Origin of the sequence: Streptomyces sp. NPDC060027, from assembly GCF_042737005.1 — a bacterium.
Classification (GTDB): domain Bacteria; phylum Actinomycetota; class Actinomycetes; order Streptomycetales; family Streptomycetaceae; genus Streptomyces.
In genome coordinates this window covers 1-15,168 of sequence record NZ_JBHWVI010000078.1, presented here as the reverse complement: position 1 = coordinate 15,168, position 15,168 = coordinate 1, and the positions used below count along the sequence as shown (strand labels likewise).

The following is a 15,168-nucleotide window of genomic DNA, read 5'->3' as shown; positions in this document are numbered from 1 at the left end:
CGTTCAGGGCTCTCGCTGGATACGGTCGCGCTCATGACACCTTCCGAGACGGCCCGCCACGACCTGTCGCACGCCGGGCGGGTTCGGTTCGCGACGTTCAACGTGCTGCACGGGCTGCCGATGGTGGCGGGAAGACCCGTTCCCGTCCCGGCCGCGAGCGGCCCCGAGACGCCGCTCGTCCGGGCCGTCGCGTCGCTGGACGCCGACGTGCTGGCGCTTCAGGAGCTGGACCGGCTGCAGGAACGGTCGGGCGGGGTGGATCAGGCGTCGGTCGCCGCCGTGGGGTCCGGTGCGCACGACTGGCGTTACGCGTCCGCCTTCCACGGCGGTCAGGCGGCGGGCGGCGACTGGGTGCCTGACCCGTCCGAGCCGAGGCTGCGGGTGTACGGGCCGGGCGGGACCGACGCGGCCCACGGTGGCCCCTCGCACGGCATCGCTCTGCTGTCCCGGCTGCCCGTACGGCACTGGAGGGCGCGGCGGCTGGTGCCGGCGCCTCTCCCCATGCCGCTGCGGACGCCCGGTCGCCGGGGACTCACCATGGCCGGGGACCAGCCGCGGGCGGTGCTGGCCGCCGTGCTGGAAGGGCGTCGCGGGCCGTTCACCGTGGTGGCCCTGCACCTGTCGTTCGTGCCGGGCTGGAACATCCGCCAGCTGCTCACCGTCCGCGCCTGGATCGCCGACCTGCCCCGGCCCCAGGTGCTCCTCGGCGACTTCAACCTGACCGGCGCGATCCCGCGAGCGGTCCTCAACTCGGCCGGGCCGACCGGTCGCACCGAGCCCCGGTGGAACCGGTGGAACCGGCGGGAAGAGCCCCTTCCGGTGCCGCGCGGCTGGCGGGACCTGGCCCGCACACCGACCTATCCGGCGCACCGTCCCCTCGTCCAGTTCGACCATGTGCTGGCCACCGGAATCGAGGCGGGGGCGGCCGGTGGCGCCCACGCGCCGCGTACCGCGATCTCGGATCACCGGCCCCTGGTGGTCGAACTCTCCCTGTGACCGAAGCGCGCGGCCACGTCCGGCGCCCGCCCTGTCAGCGCAGTTGCCCGGCGAACGCCTCGTACGCCCGTTCGTCGAAGAGCACGAAGCGGACCTCCTCGACATCGGACTTCGCGGCGCGGACCGTCTCGACCGCGATCCGGGCCGCGTCGTCCATCGGCCAGCCGTAGATGCCCGCGGAGACGGCGGGGAAGGCGACGGTACGGGCGCCGAGCTCGTCGGCGACGCGCAGCGACTCGCGATAGCAGGACGCCAGCAGCTCGGAGCGGTCCTCCTCCCCGGCGTAGCGAGGACCCACGGTGTGGATCACCCAGCGCGCGTCGAGTTCGCCGGCGGTCGTGGCGACGGCCCGGCCGGTCGGCAGCCCCTTGCCGTAGTGGCCGGCGCGCAGCTTGCGGCAGTCGGCGAGGATGGCCGGGCCGCCGCGGCGGTGGATGGCCCCGTCGACGCCTCCGCCGCCGAGCAGCGAGGAGTTCGCCGCGTTGACGATGGCGTCGGCGCTCTGCCGGGTGATGTCGCCCTGTACCAGCGTGATCGTGGTCATGACTGTCTCAGCCTCCTCCAGACGGCCTTCGCGGCGTTGTGTCCCGACATGCCGTGCACCCCCGGCCCGGGCGGAGTGGCCGAGGAGCAGAGGAAGACGGCGGGGTGCGGGGTGCTGTAGGGGAACAGGGACAGCTTGGGGCGGAGCATGAGCTGGAGTCCGGAGGCGGCGCCGCAGGCGATGTCGCCGCCCACGTAGTTGGCGTTGCGGGCCGCGAGCTCGGGCGGTCCGGCGGTCGCGCGGGCCAGCACACGGTCGCGGAAGCCCGGCGCGAACCGCTCCAGCTGGCGCTCGATCGCGTCGGTGAGGTCTCCGGTCCAGCCGCTCGGGACATGGCCGTACGCCCAGAAGACCTGTTTGCCCTCGGGGGCGCGGGAGGGGTCCATGACGCTCGGCTGCACGGTGATCAGGAAGGGCGCGTCGGGTGCCCGGCCCTCGCGTGAGGCCGCGCGCAGCGCGCTGCCGATCTCCGCTCGGCTCGCCCCGACCTGTACCGTCCCGGCGGCCCGGGCCTCCGCGGCGGTCCAAGGCACGGGTCCGTCCAGCGCGTAGTCGATCTTGAAGACGCCCGCTCCGTAGCGGTAGCCCTCGTAGTAGCTCCCGAATCCCGCGATGCGGGCCAGCGCCGTGGGCGAGGTGTCGAAGACGTACGAGCGGGCGGGCGGCAGATCGTCCAGGCGCTTGACCTCGTAGTCGGTGTGGACGGTGCCGCCGAGGTCCTTGAGATACGCGGTGAGCGCGTCCGAGACGGACTGGGAGCCGCCGCGTGCGACCGGCCAGCCCCGGGCGTGCGCGGCCAGCGCGAAGACCAGGCCGACGGCACCGGTGGCGACACCCTCCAGCGGGGCGATGACGTGCGCCACCAGGCCGGCGAACAGCGTCTTGGCCCGCTCGTCGCGGAAGCGGCGCATCAGCCAGGTCGACGGCGGCAGTCCGGCCAGACCGAAGCGGGCGAGGGTGACGGGGTCCCGGGGCAGCGCGGTCAGCGGCAGCGACATGAAGTCGTGCGCCAGGGTGTCCCACTTGGTCAGGAACGGCGCGACGAGCCTGCGGTACGCGCCCGCGTCGCGCGGCCCGAACGAGGCGGCCGTCTCGGCGACGGACCGCGAGAGCACCGCCGCCGAGCCGTCGAGGAAGGGATGTGCCATGGGGAGCTCGGCGTGCAGCCACTCCAGGCCGTACCGCTCCAGGGGCATCGCCCGGAACGCGGGTGAGTTGATTCCCAGCGGATGCGCGGCCGAGCACGGGTCGTGCCGGAAACCGGGCAGGGTCAGCTCTTCGGTACGCGCTCCCCCGCCCACCGTGTCGCGCGCCTCGAACACGGCCACGGAGAAGCCCCGGCGGGCCAGCTCCACGGCAGCCGTCAGTCCGTTCGGCCCCGCACCCACCACGACGGTATCGAGCATCGACGGCACCTTCGGACTCCTTTGTCAGCCGACGGCCACTGAGGATCAGGATATGCCGGGGTACCGACAGCCTTGACGGCGCGGGGCGTTGGACGGCGATGCCGCCGAGCCGCGCGCCGGCCTCCGGACGGGAACCGGAACCCCGGCGTGGACCGCGGAACTCCCCCTCAGGCCCCGGCCGCCATCTGCTCGGGCAGCGCCGCCAGCAGGGCCACCACACGGCGGGCCGTGGCCTCGTCCCGGGCGGCCGTGAACGGCAGCGCGTTGCCTCCCGTGACGCGGAAGGGCTCGCCCCGGAGCGTCAGATGGGCGCCGCCCGCCTCCTCGACCAGCAGCAGGCCCGCCGCGTGATCCCAGGCCGCCTCCCAGCTGAATGCCGTGGCGTCCAGTTCGCCGCGGGCGACGGCCAGATATTCCAGGCCGGCCGAGCCGCACGCGCGCGGGACGACGCCCTCGACGCGCAGGCCGAGGAGCGCGCGCTTCTGCTCGTCCGTGGTGTAGTCCGGGTGGGAGGTCGCGATGTCGAGGTCACGGCCGGGCTCGGGCGAACCGGAGCGCAGGGGCACGCCGTCGAGAACGGCGCCCCGGCCCCGTATCGCGGTGGCGAACTCGTCGCGCGCGGGCGCGTACGTCCACGAGGCGTGCACCACCCCGTCCAGTACGAGCGCGACCAGCGTGCAGAACCCGGAGTCGCCGTGCACGAACTGCCGGGTGCCGTCGACGGGGTCGACGATCCAGACCGGCGCCGTGCCGCGGATCGCCTCGTAGGTCGCCGGGTCGGCGTGCACCGCCTCCTCGCCGACCACGACCGAGCCGGGCAGCAGCGCGGTGAGGGCCTCGGTGAGGTACTTCTCGGCCAGGCGGTCGGCGTCCGTCACCAGGTCGTGCGGGCCGGACTTCTGGTCGATCTCGTGCGCGGCGAGCTGCCGGAACCGGGGCATGATCTCGGCGGCGGCCGCCTTGCGGACGGCGTCCTCCACGTCGGACGCGCGGTGCGCGAGAAACTCGTCGATGGTTTCGATGTCTTCGATCATGGCTCCATGACAGCACGCGCCACTGACAATCCCCACCCCTCCGGGGTACTGCGGGTGGAATCACCATGAATTCCCGGGGCCGTCGATCACTGACGACGGCCCGCGCCCACGAGCGGCGGGAAGGGATCATGGGCGCCGGGAAGGGATCGCATGGACCGTCCGGCACCGGGCCGCCGATGCCGGGCCGCGCCTCACCGTCCGACCGCGTACCCCTGCATCCCGCGCGGATTGGCCCCCGCCGACAGCACGCCCGTCGCGGGATTCCGGGCGACGGCGCACAGCCGCCCCTCGGACCAGGCCTCGGCGACTGTGACGTCGTGACCCCGGCGGCGCAGTTCCTCGACCACCGCCTCATCGGTGCGGGACTCGACGGTGAGGCTGCCGGGACACATGCCGCGCGGGTAGAAGGAGCTGGGGAAGCTGTCGTTGTGCCAGTTCGGGGCGTCGATCGCGCCTTGGAGGTCGAGTCCGCCGCGCACCTGCGGGCGCAGCGCCACGGACAGGAAGAAGTGCGTCTGCCACTGGTCCTGCTGGTCGCCGCCGGGGGTGCCGAACGCCATGACCGGCACACCGTCGCGCAGCGCGATGGACGGCGTCAGCGTGGTGCGCGGGCGGCGGCCCGGCGTCAGGGAATCGGGCAGCCCCTCCTCCAGCCAGGCCATCTGGAGCCGGGTGCCGAGCGGGAAGCCCAGTTCCGGGACGACCGGGTTGGACTGGAGCCAGCCGCCGCTGGGGGTGGCGGCGACCATGTTGCCCCAGCGGTCGACGACGTCCAGGTGGCAGGTGTCGCCCCGGGTGCCACCGTCCGCCGCCACCTGGGGTTCCGCGGTCGCCCGGGCCACGGTGGGTTCACCGGCGCCCGGCACGGCGAGTGCGTCGAAGCCGGGTTCCCCGGCGGCCACCACGCGCGCGTGCCCGCTCGTCCGCGGCTCGCGGCCGCCCGGGCTCCCGGGGCGCAGCTCGTACGACGCCTTGTCCCCGACGAGCGCCCGCCGGGCGGCGTTGTAGGGCTCCGACAGCAGGTCGTCGAGCGGTACCTCGGCCGCGTCCCCGTACCAGGCCTCGCGGTCGGCCATGGCGAGCTTGCTGCCCTCGACGAGCAGGTGGACGTACTCGGCGGAACCGTAGCGGGGCAGTTCGGGCGGGAGCAGCGCCAGTTGCTGGAGGAGTACCGGGCCCTGGCTCCAGGGGCCCGCCTTGCACAGGGTCCAGCCCCGCCAGTCGTACGTCGCCGGCGCCTCGTAGGTCGCGGACCAGCCTGCCAGGTCGGCGGCCGTCAGGGTGCCGGTGTGGCGCTCCCCGCTGGTGTCCGTGGTGGGCCGCCCGGCCTGCCGGACCAGGGCGTCGGCGATGAAGCCGGAGCGCCACACCTCCCGTGCCGCGTCGATCTCGGCCTCCCGGTCCCCCGCGCCGGAGACCTCGCCGAGCAGCCGTCGCCAGGTCGCGGCGAGCGCCGGGTTGCGGAACAGCTCGCCGGGGCGCGGCGGCCTGCCGTCCGGCAGATACACCCGGGCCGAGGAGGTCCACTCCGTCTCGAACAGCGCTCGTACACTGTCCACGGTCGCGCCGACGCCCTCCACGGGCGCGTGGCCGTCCTCGGCGTACCCGATGGCGTACTTCAGGACGCCGGCGAGCGGTTTGGTGCCGTGGTCGCGCAGCAGCAGCATCCAGGCGTCGAACGCACCCGGCACGGCGGCGGCGAGCGGGCCCGTACCGGGTACGAGATCCAGTCCGAGCCCTCTGTAGTGGGCGATCGTCGCTCCGGCGGGCGCGACGCCCTGCCCGCACAGCACCCGCACATCACCGCCCGCGGGTGCCAGGAGGATCGGGACCTCGCCGGCGGGTCCGTTGAGGTGGGGCTCGACGACGTGCAGGACGAAGGCGGCCGCGACGGCGGCGTCGTAGGCGTTGCCGCCGTCCTCCAGGACGGCCATCGCGGACTGCGAGGCGAGCCAGTGTGTGGAGGACACCATGCCGAAGGTGCCCTGGAGGGTGGGTCGGGTCGTGAACATGCCTGCCACCTCACGGTACGGAGCGATCAACCTCGGTCCCGACTATGACACTTGCCCGCCGACGGACCGCAGGACGGGCGGTGCGGGCGTGCGGGCGGAAGGGGTGCGGGCGGTACGGCGGTACCGGCGCGATCAGCTCATGGGCGTCCACGCCGTCGTGCCCAGGGTGTTCTCCGGACCGATGTCGAGGGGGTCCGGCAGCGGCAGGGTGACGACACCCTGCCCCTTCCGCGGTGCCACGCGCAGATACGAGCCGTCCTCGGCCGCCATCCGCCAGTAGAGGCCCGCCCGGGCGCTGTCGCCCGGCCGGAGCGTGAAGGGCGCGGGGCCGGGATCCTCGGGCGCCATGGGCACCTCGTCCGTCCCGACCACTCTGCGCACGCCGGTGATCGGGGCGCCCTCCGGGCCGAGGACGCCGACGACGTCCGGGTAGCCGTCCACCGCGTACGGCCGCTTGCCGCAGTTGGTGAGGACGAGTGTCATGGCGCGCAGCCCCATGGCCGCGTCGACGGGACCGGTCCCGAGGCGCAGCCCGGACCGCGGGCAGCCGCCGCCCTGCAGGCCCGGCACACTGCCAGACGGGGAGGGCACCGCCACGGACGTCGGAAGTTCGGGCGGTTCGATGCGGAGAGGCGCTGACGCGTCGGTCCCGACCGCGCTCGGAAGCGGCGCGGCCGTACGCTCCGGGTCGCGCTCACGGTCGAGCTCGGCACCCAGCCCGCACCCGCTCGTGACCGTCACCATCAGGCAGGCGAGGAGGACCGGGCGAACCCATCTGGGCTTCGCGCGCAGACCGCTGGCCGAGCCGGAGCCGGCCCCTCGCGGACCACCGGCGACGTCACCGCCGTACGGCGGACCCGCGGTACCCGCCTCCGCGCCGGACTTGTTCGGGCGTGTCGCGATCACCGGCAGATCATGCCACGGGCGCCCGGCGGACGGACTCACTCCGCCTGACCTCGTGCCGTCACCAGGCCCGACTCGTAGGCGAAGACGACCAGTTGGGCCCGGTCGCGGGCGGCGAGCTTGGTCATGGCGCGGCTGATGTGGGTCTTGGCCGTCAGAGGGCTGATGACCATGTGCGCGGCGATCTCCTCGTTGCTCAGGCCGCGCGCGGCGAGCGCGGTGACCTCGCGTTCGCGGCGCGTGAGGCCTTCGAGGCCCGGCGCCGTGGCCCGGTCGGGAGGCCGGGCCACGAACTCCCCGATCAGGGTGCGGGTCACCGAGGGCGATAGCAGCGCCTCCCCGCGCGCGACGACCTCGATGGCCTGGAGCAGATCGGCGGGCTCGGTGTCCTTGAGCAGGAAGCCGCTCGCCCCGGCCCGCAGTGCCTCGAAGACGTACTCGTCCAGTCCGTAGTTGGTGAGGATGACGACGCGTACCCCGGACAGCGCCGGATCGGCGGCGATGCGGCGGGTCGCCTCGATGCCCGTCATCACGGGCATCTGCACGTCGACCAGGGCGACATCCGGTAGCTCGGCGCGGACCAGGGCCAGCCCCTGTGCCCCGTCGGCCGCCTCGCCCACCACCTCGATGCCCTCCTCCGCGTCCAGCAGAGCGCGGAATCCGGCGCGCATGAGGGCCTGGTCGTCGACGAGGGCGACCCTGATCGAGGGGCCCGCCCCGGCAGGCGCTTCCAGGTCGCTCATCGGGCCTCCTCCGGCAGGCCCAGGGGCAGTTCGGCCCGTACCGAGAAGCCGCCCTCCGCGCGCGGGGCGGCACGCAGGGTGCCGCCGAGGGCGGTGACGCGCTCCCGCATGCCGGTGAGGCCGATGCCCGGGATGGGCGGCCGGGACTGCCGGGCGATGCCGTCGTCGTGCACGCCTATCGTCAACTCGTCCGGGGTGTAGCCGAGTTCGACCGTGACGTTGGCGGGGCCCGCGTGCCGGGCCGCGTTGGTCAAGGCCTCCTGGACGATGCGGTACGCGGCGCGGTCCACGGTCGCCGTGAGCGGGCGCTCCTCGCCGGTCACCCGGAGATCGACGGCGAGTCCCGCGGCACGGGCCCGCTCCACCAGCAGCGCCGGTGTGCCGGTCGGCTCGTCGGTGCGCAACACCTCCAGCGTGGCACGCAGTTCACGCATCGCCTCACCGCCCGCCTCCTGGATGGCGAGCAGCGCGGGCGGCACGTCCTCGCCGCGCTTGCGCGCCAGATGGACGGCGACTCCCGCCTGGAGTTTGACGATCGAGATGCTGTGCGTGAGCGAGTCGTGCAACTCCCTCGCGATACGCAGGCGTTCCTCGCCCGCGCGACGCAACGCCGCCTCCTCGCGGGTGCGTTCGGCCTCCAGGGCGCGCTGCTCGGTCTGGCGCAGATAGGCCTGCCAGTTGCGGTCGGCGAGACCTGTGACAAGGGCGCAGAGGAACCAGCCGACGAGCAGCAGGCTCCGCTCCACGACCTCTCGTGTCTCCGGTCCCGTCGTCACGAATCCGGCCAGGAACACGGCACTCGCCAGCGCCGCGACACCACGGTGGCCGGCTCTGGCGGCCGTGTGCACCGCGCTCAGGACGGGAAGGGCGGACAGGGTGCCGGGGTGGGCGTGCACGACATACCCCGTCGTGGTGGCGGTGGTGATCGCCAGGACGACGCGCGGCGCGCCGCGGTAGGCCGCGAGGGTGAGCGAGCCGAGGGTGATCAGGGTGTAGTCGAGGGCGGTCGTGCCGTCGTCGAACCCGGCCGCGGTCACCACGAGGGCGCCGACCACGACCGCCAGGGCCGCGTCGGTCAGACGCCTGCGGACGACCTGGTCGAGCTGCATGTCCGGCACTCTATGCGGCTGTTGCGACAGCCGCGTCAGACCTGTGGATGGATGCCGGGCTACTCCCACCGGAGTAGCCGGTGCCGGGCACGGGGCCGGCCGGGGTAGCCCGAATCGTCTTCGGCCGTACGACGCCCTCGGCACCTCGTCCGGGCCAGGGTTGCCGACGGCGGCCGATCGCCCGGCAGCCACCCGGTCCACTCAGGAGGCACCATGGCCATGTCCCTTTCCAGCCCCTTCCGGTACACCACCCCGCCCCCGCGGAAGTCCGTCACGGGCGTGACCGCCGACGTCTACGCCCAGCTCGCCTCGGACTTCGGCATGGAGCGCCCGTCCACCTTCGTCGTCCTGTCCTCCGCGCCCGAACTCCTCACCGCCACCTGGGCGTTGATGCGGGAGTCGCTGATCGCCGGCGAGGGTGACCGGACCGGCAAGGAACTGGCCGCGCTCGGGGTGTCGCTGGCCAACCGGTGCCCCTTCTGCGTGGACGCGCACACCATGCTGCTGCACGCCACCGGGGACCATTCCCTGGCCGAAGCGATCGCGCGCGGGGAGACACCGTCCGACGAGGGGCACGCGCGCGTGCTGGCCTGGGGCCGGGCGAGCCGGACCCCCGGGGCTCCGGAGCTGACGCCGTTCCCGTTCCCCGCCGCGCACGCCCCGGCCTACATCGGTACCGCGCTCACCTTCCATTTCATCAACCGGATCGCGTCGGCGCTGCTGACCGAGAACCTCCTCCCGGGCAACGCGCAGCGGTTGCGGGCGGTACGGAGTCTGGGCGGGCGTTCACTGGCCAGGACGGTGCGCCGCCGGTCCGCGCCGGGGGCGGGTCTCACGCTGCTCGACGCACCGGGTCCGGGGCCCGACTGGGCGCGGGGCACGGCCGTCGGCCCCGCCTTCGCCGCCCTGCGCGACGCCGCCACCGCGGGCGGAGGGCTGCTCGACGCGGCGGACCGCTCCCTCGTACGGGAAGCGCTCCAGGGGTGGGACGGCTCGCACCCGTCGCTCGCGTGGGACGGTCTTCCGGACCGTTCGCGCCCCGGTGCGCGGCTGGCGCTGCTGGCCGCCCTGGCCCCGTACCGCATCACGGACGAGGACGTGACGGCCTGGCGCAATCCCTCCCATTCCGACCGCCATCTGGTGCGGCTGGTGGCCTACGGCGCGTTCGCGGCCGTCGAGCGCGTCGAGCGGGCGCTCCCGGTCCACGTCGCGAAGAAGCCGTCGTAAGTCGTCGTGACCGCCGCCGTCGCAAGTCGTCGTGATTGCCGCGAAGCCTGCGACAGTGATGGGTCGATCAACAAGCGCCACACAAAGCAGACATTTCACGCCAGCGTCGGTCAAGCGTCGCCAAGGTGAGTCACTGTCATCACACGGGCACGGAGCGAGTTGGCCCTTCCGCGCCACAGCGTCACGTGTGACACTGGCGTCCCGTCCGCAGTGCGGACCACCTCCGCACCATCCCCCACGAGAAGTGCGCTTTGGGTTCTCTTCCTTTGCCGCTCGCGCTCGCCGCGCGCCTGCTACCGGTCGCTCTGCTCGCCTCCGCGGGCTGGGCCCTGGCGGCCGGCCCGTCCGCAGCGACCCCCTCCGCCGAGCATGAACCGACGCAAGGGAAGACAACCGACTCGGCATCGGCCCCGTCGGCCTCCGCGGCCACCAAGACGTACGCCGCGTCGCCCGCCCCCTGTGACGGTGTACCGGACGCGACGATCAAGTCGCTCGTTCCCGGGGCCAAGACAGCCGGCCAGGAGATCGCGTCGACCGACAAGGCGGTGCGCCGCACCTGCTCGTGGAACGCACTGAAGGGCTTCGACTACCGCTGGCTCGACGTCTCGTACGAGATCAAGGCCTCGGACGCCGCGGCGCAGAAGGCCTACAAGGACCGCGTCGCGGACAAGAGCGGCGGCGGGGCGGTGCCGGGTCTCGGCGACTCCGCCTACTCCGTCGTCAATCTCAGCACCGAGGACAAGCAGCAGACCCGCGAAGGTGTGGTGATCGTCCAGGCGTCCAACGCCCTGGTGGTCATCACGTACAACGGCAGCGACTTCGAGACCAAGAAGGCGCCCGGCACCGACGAGATCAACAAGGGTGCCATCAAGGCGGCCAAGGAGGCGACGGCGGCGCTGAAGGACGGCCAGAAGAGCTGACCGTCCTCCGGTCCCGCTGTCAGACCGCGGCCCTGTCCTTCCCGCGGAGCAGCATCAGCGCCAGGTACAGCGCCATCGACGTGCCGAGCCCGACCGCCCACCCGTAGTCGGCGAGCGACTCCAGTGCCGGGACGGGCCGCCCGTCGATCAGCGGATGGAAGTCCGCGCCGCCGACGGCCAGGACGCCGCCGGTGACGAAGGCGACCACGGCCCGCCAGTTCCAGCCGCCGTCGTACCAGTAGCGGCCACCCGAGCGGTACAGGTCGGCGAGGTCGAGCCTGGTACGGCGCAGGATCCAGTAGTCGGCGATGAGGATGCCGGCGACCGTGCCGAGCAGACCGCCGACCAGTCCGAGCCAGGTGAAGATGTAGCCCTGCGGGTCGGAGTACAGCTTCCACGGGAAGATCAGCACGCCGAGGACGCAGGTGGCGAGCGCGCCGGTACGGAAGTTGATCTTCCGGGGCGCGATGTTGGAGAAGTCGAAGGCCGGGGAGACCAGGTTGGCCGCGATGTTCACGGACAGCGTCGCGATCAGCACGGTGACCAGCGCGAAGAGGATGCCGACGACGTTGTCCGCCTTGGCGGCCAGCTGGACCGGGTCCCAGATGGCCTCGCCGTACACCGCCTGCGAACCCGAGGTGACCATGACGGACAGGAACGCGAAGAGCGTCATGGTGGTGGGCAGGCCGAGCGCCTGACCCCAGGTCTGCGCCTTCTGGCTCCTTCCGTACCGGGTGAAGTCCGGGATGTTCAGCGACAAGGTGGACCAGAAGCCGATCATGCCCATCAGCGAGGGCCAGAACAGCTTCCAGAAGTCCCCGCCCCAGCCGAGCTTCGACGGCTGGTCGAGCAGCGGCCCGAAGCCGCCGGTCTTGCTGCTCATCCACCACAGCATCACGCCTGCGCCGACGAGGACGAAGGGCGCCGCCCAGTTCTCGAACCGGCGGATGGTCTCCATTCCCCGGTAGATGATGGCGACTTGGAGTGCCCAGAAGATCGCGAACGACAGCCACATGGTCCAGGCGTGGCCGCCGACCTGCGAGGCGTTCCGCCAGCCGTCGCCGAAGAGTTTGCCCGCGAGGAAGTAGATCGCCTCGCCGCCGATCCAGGTCTGGATGCCGAACCAGCCGCATGCCACCAACGCCCGTACGACAGCGGGGAGGTTGGCACCGCGGACCCCGAAGGAGGCGCGGGCGAAGACCGGGAAGGGAATGCCGTACTTCGGCCCCGCGTGCCCGGTGAGCAGCATCGGGACCAGCACGATCAGGTTGGCGAGCGCGATGGTGAGGACGGCCTGCTTCCAGTCCATGCCGACGGCTATGAGACCCGAAGCCAGCGTCCAGGAAGCGGTGTTGTGGGCCATGCCGACCCAGAGGGCCGAGAAGTTGTACGTGGTCCAGGTGCGCTTCTCGACCGGAACCGGCAGCAGGTCTTCGTTGGCGTAGGGGCCGGTGGGCGCGGGAGCGTCGGGCGCGATCTCCACCCGGCCGTCGGGGAGGGTGACCTGTCGGGCGGGCGGGCTGTCCGGGGGGACGGTTTCTGTCATGAGCAGGCCAATCAATGAGGAGTGACGGGAGAGGCCGTGCGGGACATCTTGGGGGGTGCGCGGGGAGCGCCCTGGTCCCCTTCCCGGGACGGCGGGAAGGGGAGAACTGGGGGACCTTCGGCTACTGTCCGTTGACGCCCGGGATGACCTGCGTCCCGTACGCGTCGATGGTGGCCTCCTGCGCGTCGTGCATGTCGTAGACCGCGAACTGGTCGACGCCCAGCTCACGCAGCGCGTTCAGCTTCTCGATGTGCCGCTCGGCCGTGCCGATCAGGCAGAACCGGTCGACGATCTCGTCGGGGACGAACGCGGTGTCGGGGTTGTCCGCGCGTCCGTGGTGCGAGTAGTCGTAGCCCTCACGGGCCTTGATGTACTCGGTGAGTTCGTCGGGTACGGCGGCCGAGTGCTCGCCGTACTTGGAGACCAGGTCGGCGACGTGGTTGCCGACCATGCCACCGAACCAGCGGCACTGCTCGCGCGCGTGGGCGAGCGCCTCGGGCGAGTCGTCCTCGGTGATGTACGCGGGCGCGGCCACGCAGATCTTCACCTCGGAGGGGTCGCGCCCGGCCTCGGCCGCCGCGTCCTTGACGGCCTTGACCATGTATTCCGTCAGGTAGAGGTCGGCGAGCTGGAGGATGAAGCCGTCGGCCTCCTCGCCGGTCATCCTGAGGGCCTTCGGACCGTACGCGGCCATCCAGACCGGCAGTTCGGCACCCGGCTTGACCCACGGGAACTTGATGACCGTGCCGCCGAGGTCGGCCTCGTCGCCCCGGCCGAGGGCGCGGATGACCTTCATCGCACCGCTTATCCGGGCGAGCGTGTTGGGCTTGCGCCCGGCGACGCGCATCGCCGAGTCGCCGCGTCCGATCCCGCACACCGTGCGGTTGCCGTACATGTCGTTGAGCGTCGCGAAGGTGGAGGCGGTGACCTCCCAGGTGCGGGTGCCCGGGTTGGTGACCATCGGGCCGACCGTCAGCTTCTCGGTGTTGGCGAGAATCTGGCTGTAGATCACGAAGGGTTCCTGCCACAGCACGGCCGAGTCGAAGGTCCAGCCGTACGTGAAGCCGTTGGCCTCGGCCCGCTTCATCAGGTCGATGACACGGGAGGCCGGGGGGTCTGTCTGCAGGACGAGTCCGAAGTCCATTGGCGCCACTCCTGGTCGCTCAGAGAAGGTACTGACAGGTGGAACGGGGGGTGTAGACGCCGTGGCCCGCGCGTCCGGTGAACTCCCGTTCGGTGATGACCGGTTCGCCACGCGAGAGCACGGTCTCGACCCGTCCGGTGACCCGCTTGCCCTCGTACGCCGAGTAGTCGACGTTCATGTGGTGGGTCTCGACCGACATGATCTGCTCGACGTGCGGGTCGTAGATGACGACGTCGGCGTCGGCGCCCGGCGCGATGGTGCCCTTCTTCGGGTACAGGCCGAACATCCGGGCCGGGGTGGCGCAGGCGATCTCGATCCAGCGGCGCCGCGAGATGTGACCGTCGACGACGGCCTGGTGGAGCAGGTCCATGCGGTTCTCGACGCCGGGAAGGCCGTTGGGGATCTTCGAGAAGTCGCCGCGGCCGAGTTCCTTCTGCCCCACGAAGCAGAACGGGCAGTGGTCCGTCGACACGACCTGGAGGTCGTTGGTGCGCAGGCCGCGCCACAGGGCCGCCTGGTGCTCCTTGGGCCGAAGGGGCGTACTGCACACGTACTTCGATCCCTCGAAGTCCGGTTCCGCGAGGTTGTCGGTCGACAGGAACAGGTACTGGGGGCAGGTCTCGCCGAAGACGTTCAGGCCTTCGTCGCGGGCGCGGGCCAGTTCGGCGACCGCCTCCGTCGCCGAGACGTGCACGACATAGAGCGGGGCGCCCGCGACCTGGGCGAGCTTGATGGCGCGGTGGGTGGCCTCGGCCTCCAGGAGCGCCTTGCGCACCTCTCCGTGGTAGCGCGGGTCGGTCTCGCCGCGGGCCAGCGCCTGTTCGACGAGCACGTCGATCGCGATGCCGTTCTCGGCGTGCATCATGATCAGGCCGCCGTTCTCGGCGGAGCGCTGCATGGCGCGCAGGATCTGGCCGTCGTCGCTGTAGAAGACGCCCGGGTAGGCCATGAACTGCTTGAAGGAGGTGACACCCTCCTCGACCAGCAGGTCCATCTCCTTGAGCGTCTCCTGGTTGACGTCGGAGACGATCATGTGGAAGGCGTAGTCGATGGCGCAGTTGCCGTCGGCCTTGGCGTTCCAGGCGTCGAGGCCCTCGCGCAGGGAGTGGCCCACGCTCTGGACGGCGAAGTCGATGATGGTGGTGGTGCCGCCCCAGGCGGCGGCCCGGGTGCCGGTCTCGAAGGTGTCGGAGGCGAAGGTGCCGCCGAAGGGCAGCTCCATGTGGGTGTGGGCGTCGACGCCGCCCGGGATGACGTATTTGCCGGTGGCGTCGATGGTGCGCTCGGCCGTCCACGACTCGGCCGCGGGCGTTCCCGTCGCGGCGAGGGCGGCGATCCGGCCGTCCTCGATCAGGACGTCGGCGTGGATCTCGTCGGACGCGGTGATGACGAGACCACCACGGATGACGGTACGGCTCATGCTCCCTCTCCTTCCGGTCGTGCGTGCACTGAGGGGACTCCGAGGTTGTCAGGGGCTGGGGTCAACGCTGTTTCCTGGTGAGGAAGCTCGTGGGGCGGTCCGCGGGCGGGACCGTGCCGACCGCCGTGCCGCGGGTCCGGCCGGTTCCGGGCGCCGGACGGCGG

General features: G+C 72.1%; 13 protein-coding genes. 3 read left to right on the top strand and 10 right to left on the bottom strand.

Features of this window, described 5'->3' with window-relative positions:
* Nucleotides 1–33: 33 nt before the first annotated feature.
* The gene (locus tag ACFWBT_RS20515) at nucleotides 34–996 is read left to right on the top strand and encodes an endonuclease/exonuclease/phosphatase family protein (RefSeq protein ID WP_385702226.1); all 963 of its coding nucleotides are present in this window, start codon (nucleotides 34–36) and stop codon (nucleotides 994–996) included.
* A 34-nt stretch (nucleotides 997–1,030) separates the two neighbouring features.
* Here the strand turns inward: ACFWBT_RS20515 and ACFWBT_RS20510 are convergent, their stop codons facing one another.
* The 7 genes from ACFWBT_RS20510 to ACFWBT_RS20480 all read right to left on the bottom strand — a co-directional run bounded on the left by ACFWBT_RS20510 (nucleotide 1,031) and on the right by ACFWBT_RS20480 (nucleotide 8,747).
* Nucleotides 1,031–1,540 (bottom strand): O-acetyl-ADP-ribose deacetylase, encoded by a 510-nt coding sequence (locus ACFWBT_RS20510; RefSeq protein WP_385702223.1) that lies wholly within the window; start codon nucleotides 1,538–1,540, stop codon nucleotides 1,031–1,033.
* Nucleotides 1,537–2,946: a phytoene desaturase family protein gene (locus tag ACFWBT_RS20505; RefSeq protein ID WP_385702220.1), complete on the bottom strand. Its 1,410-nt coding sequence runs from the start codon at nucleotides 2,944–2,946 to the stop codon at nucleotides 1,537–1,539. The genes ACFWBT_RS20510 and ACFWBT_RS20505 overlap by 4 nt, the downstream gene beginning before the upstream one ends.
* A 167-nt stretch (nucleotides 2,947–3,113) precedes the next feature.
* On the bottom strand, nucleotides 3,114–3,980 hold the full coding sequence (locus ACFWBT_RS20500) for an inositol monophosphatase family protein (RefSeq protein WP_385702217.1): 867 nt from the start codon (nucleotides 3,978–3,980) through the stop codon (nucleotides 3,114–3,116).
* Between the two features lie 191 nt (nucleotides 3,981–4,171).
* Complete coding sequence (locus ACFWBT_RS20495) at nucleotides 4,172–5,992, bottom strand: gamma-glutamyltransferase family protein (protein WP_385702215.1); 1,821 nt, start codon at nucleotides 5,990–5,992, stop codon at nucleotides 4,172–4,174.
* A 132-nt stretch (nucleotides 5,993–6,124) separates the two neighbouring features.
* Nucleotides 6,125–6,898 (bottom strand): DUF4232 domain-containing protein, encoded by a 774-nt coding sequence (locus ACFWBT_RS20490; RefSeq protein WP_385702212.1) that lies wholly within the window; start codon nucleotides 6,896–6,898, stop codon nucleotides 6,125–6,127.
* A gap of 35 nt (nucleotides 6,899–6,933) precedes the next feature.
* Nucleotides 6,934–7,638: a response regulator gene (locus tag ACFWBT_RS20485; protein ID WP_385702209.1), complete on the bottom strand. Its 705-nt coding sequence runs from the start codon at nucleotides 7,636–7,638 to the stop codon at nucleotides 6,934–6,936.
* Nucleotides 7,635–8,747 (bottom strand): sensor histidine kinase, encoded by a 1,113-nt coding sequence (locus ACFWBT_RS20480; RefSeq protein WP_385702207.1) that lies wholly within the window; start codon nucleotides 8,745–8,747, stop codon nucleotides 7,635–7,637. Before ACFWBT_RS20480 ends, ACFWBT_RS20485 begins: the two co-directional genes overlap by 4 nt.
* A 213-nt stretch (nucleotides 8,748–8,960) precedes the next feature.
* Between ACFWBT_RS20480 and ACFWBT_RS20475 the strand changes: the two genes are divergently transcribed.
* Nucleotides 8,961–9,974 carry a carboxymuconolactone decarboxylase family protein gene (locus ACFWBT_RS20475; RefSeq protein ID WP_385702204.1) on the top strand — a complete coding sequence of 338 codons (1,014 nt, stop codon included), beginning with the start codon at nucleotides 8,961–8,963 and terminating at the stop codon, nucleotides 9,972–9,974.
* Between the two features lie 251 nt (nucleotides 9,975–10,225).
* Entirely contained in the window at nucleotides 10,226–10,894 is a 669-nt protein-coding gene (locus ACFWBT_RS20470; protein WP_385702202.1) for a hypothetical protein, read from the top strand.
* A gap of 19 nt (nucleotides 10,895–10,913) precedes the next feature.
* On the opposite strand, the gene ACFWBT_RS20465 is transcribed toward ACFWBT_RS20470, so the two are convergent.
* The 3 genes from ACFWBT_RS20465 to hydA form a co-directional block, all read right to left on the bottom strand.
* Complete coding sequence (locus ACFWBT_RS20465; RefSeq protein WP_385702200.1) at nucleotides 10,914–12,440, bottom strand: NCS1 family nucleobase:cation symporter-1; 1,527 nt, start codon at nucleotides 12,438–12,440, stop codon at nucleotides 10,914–10,916.
* Between the two features lie 121 nt (nucleotides 12,441–12,561).
* Nucleotides 12,562–13,584, bottom strand: coding sequence for a TIGR03842 family LLM class F420-dependent oxidoreductase (locus tag ACFWBT_RS20460; protein ID WP_385702198.1), 1,023 nt, complete (start codon nucleotides 13,582–13,584; stop codon nucleotides 12,562–12,564).
* A 19-nt stretch (nucleotides 13,585–13,603) separates the two neighbouring features.
* Complete coding sequence (gene hydA, locus ACFWBT_RS20455) at nucleotides 13,604–15,004, bottom strand: dihydropyrimidinase (RefSeq protein ID WP_385702197.1); 1,401 nt, start codon at nucleotides 15,002–15,004, stop codon at nucleotides 13,604–13,606.
* Between the last annotated feature and the right edge of the window lie 164 nt (nucleotides 15,005–15,168).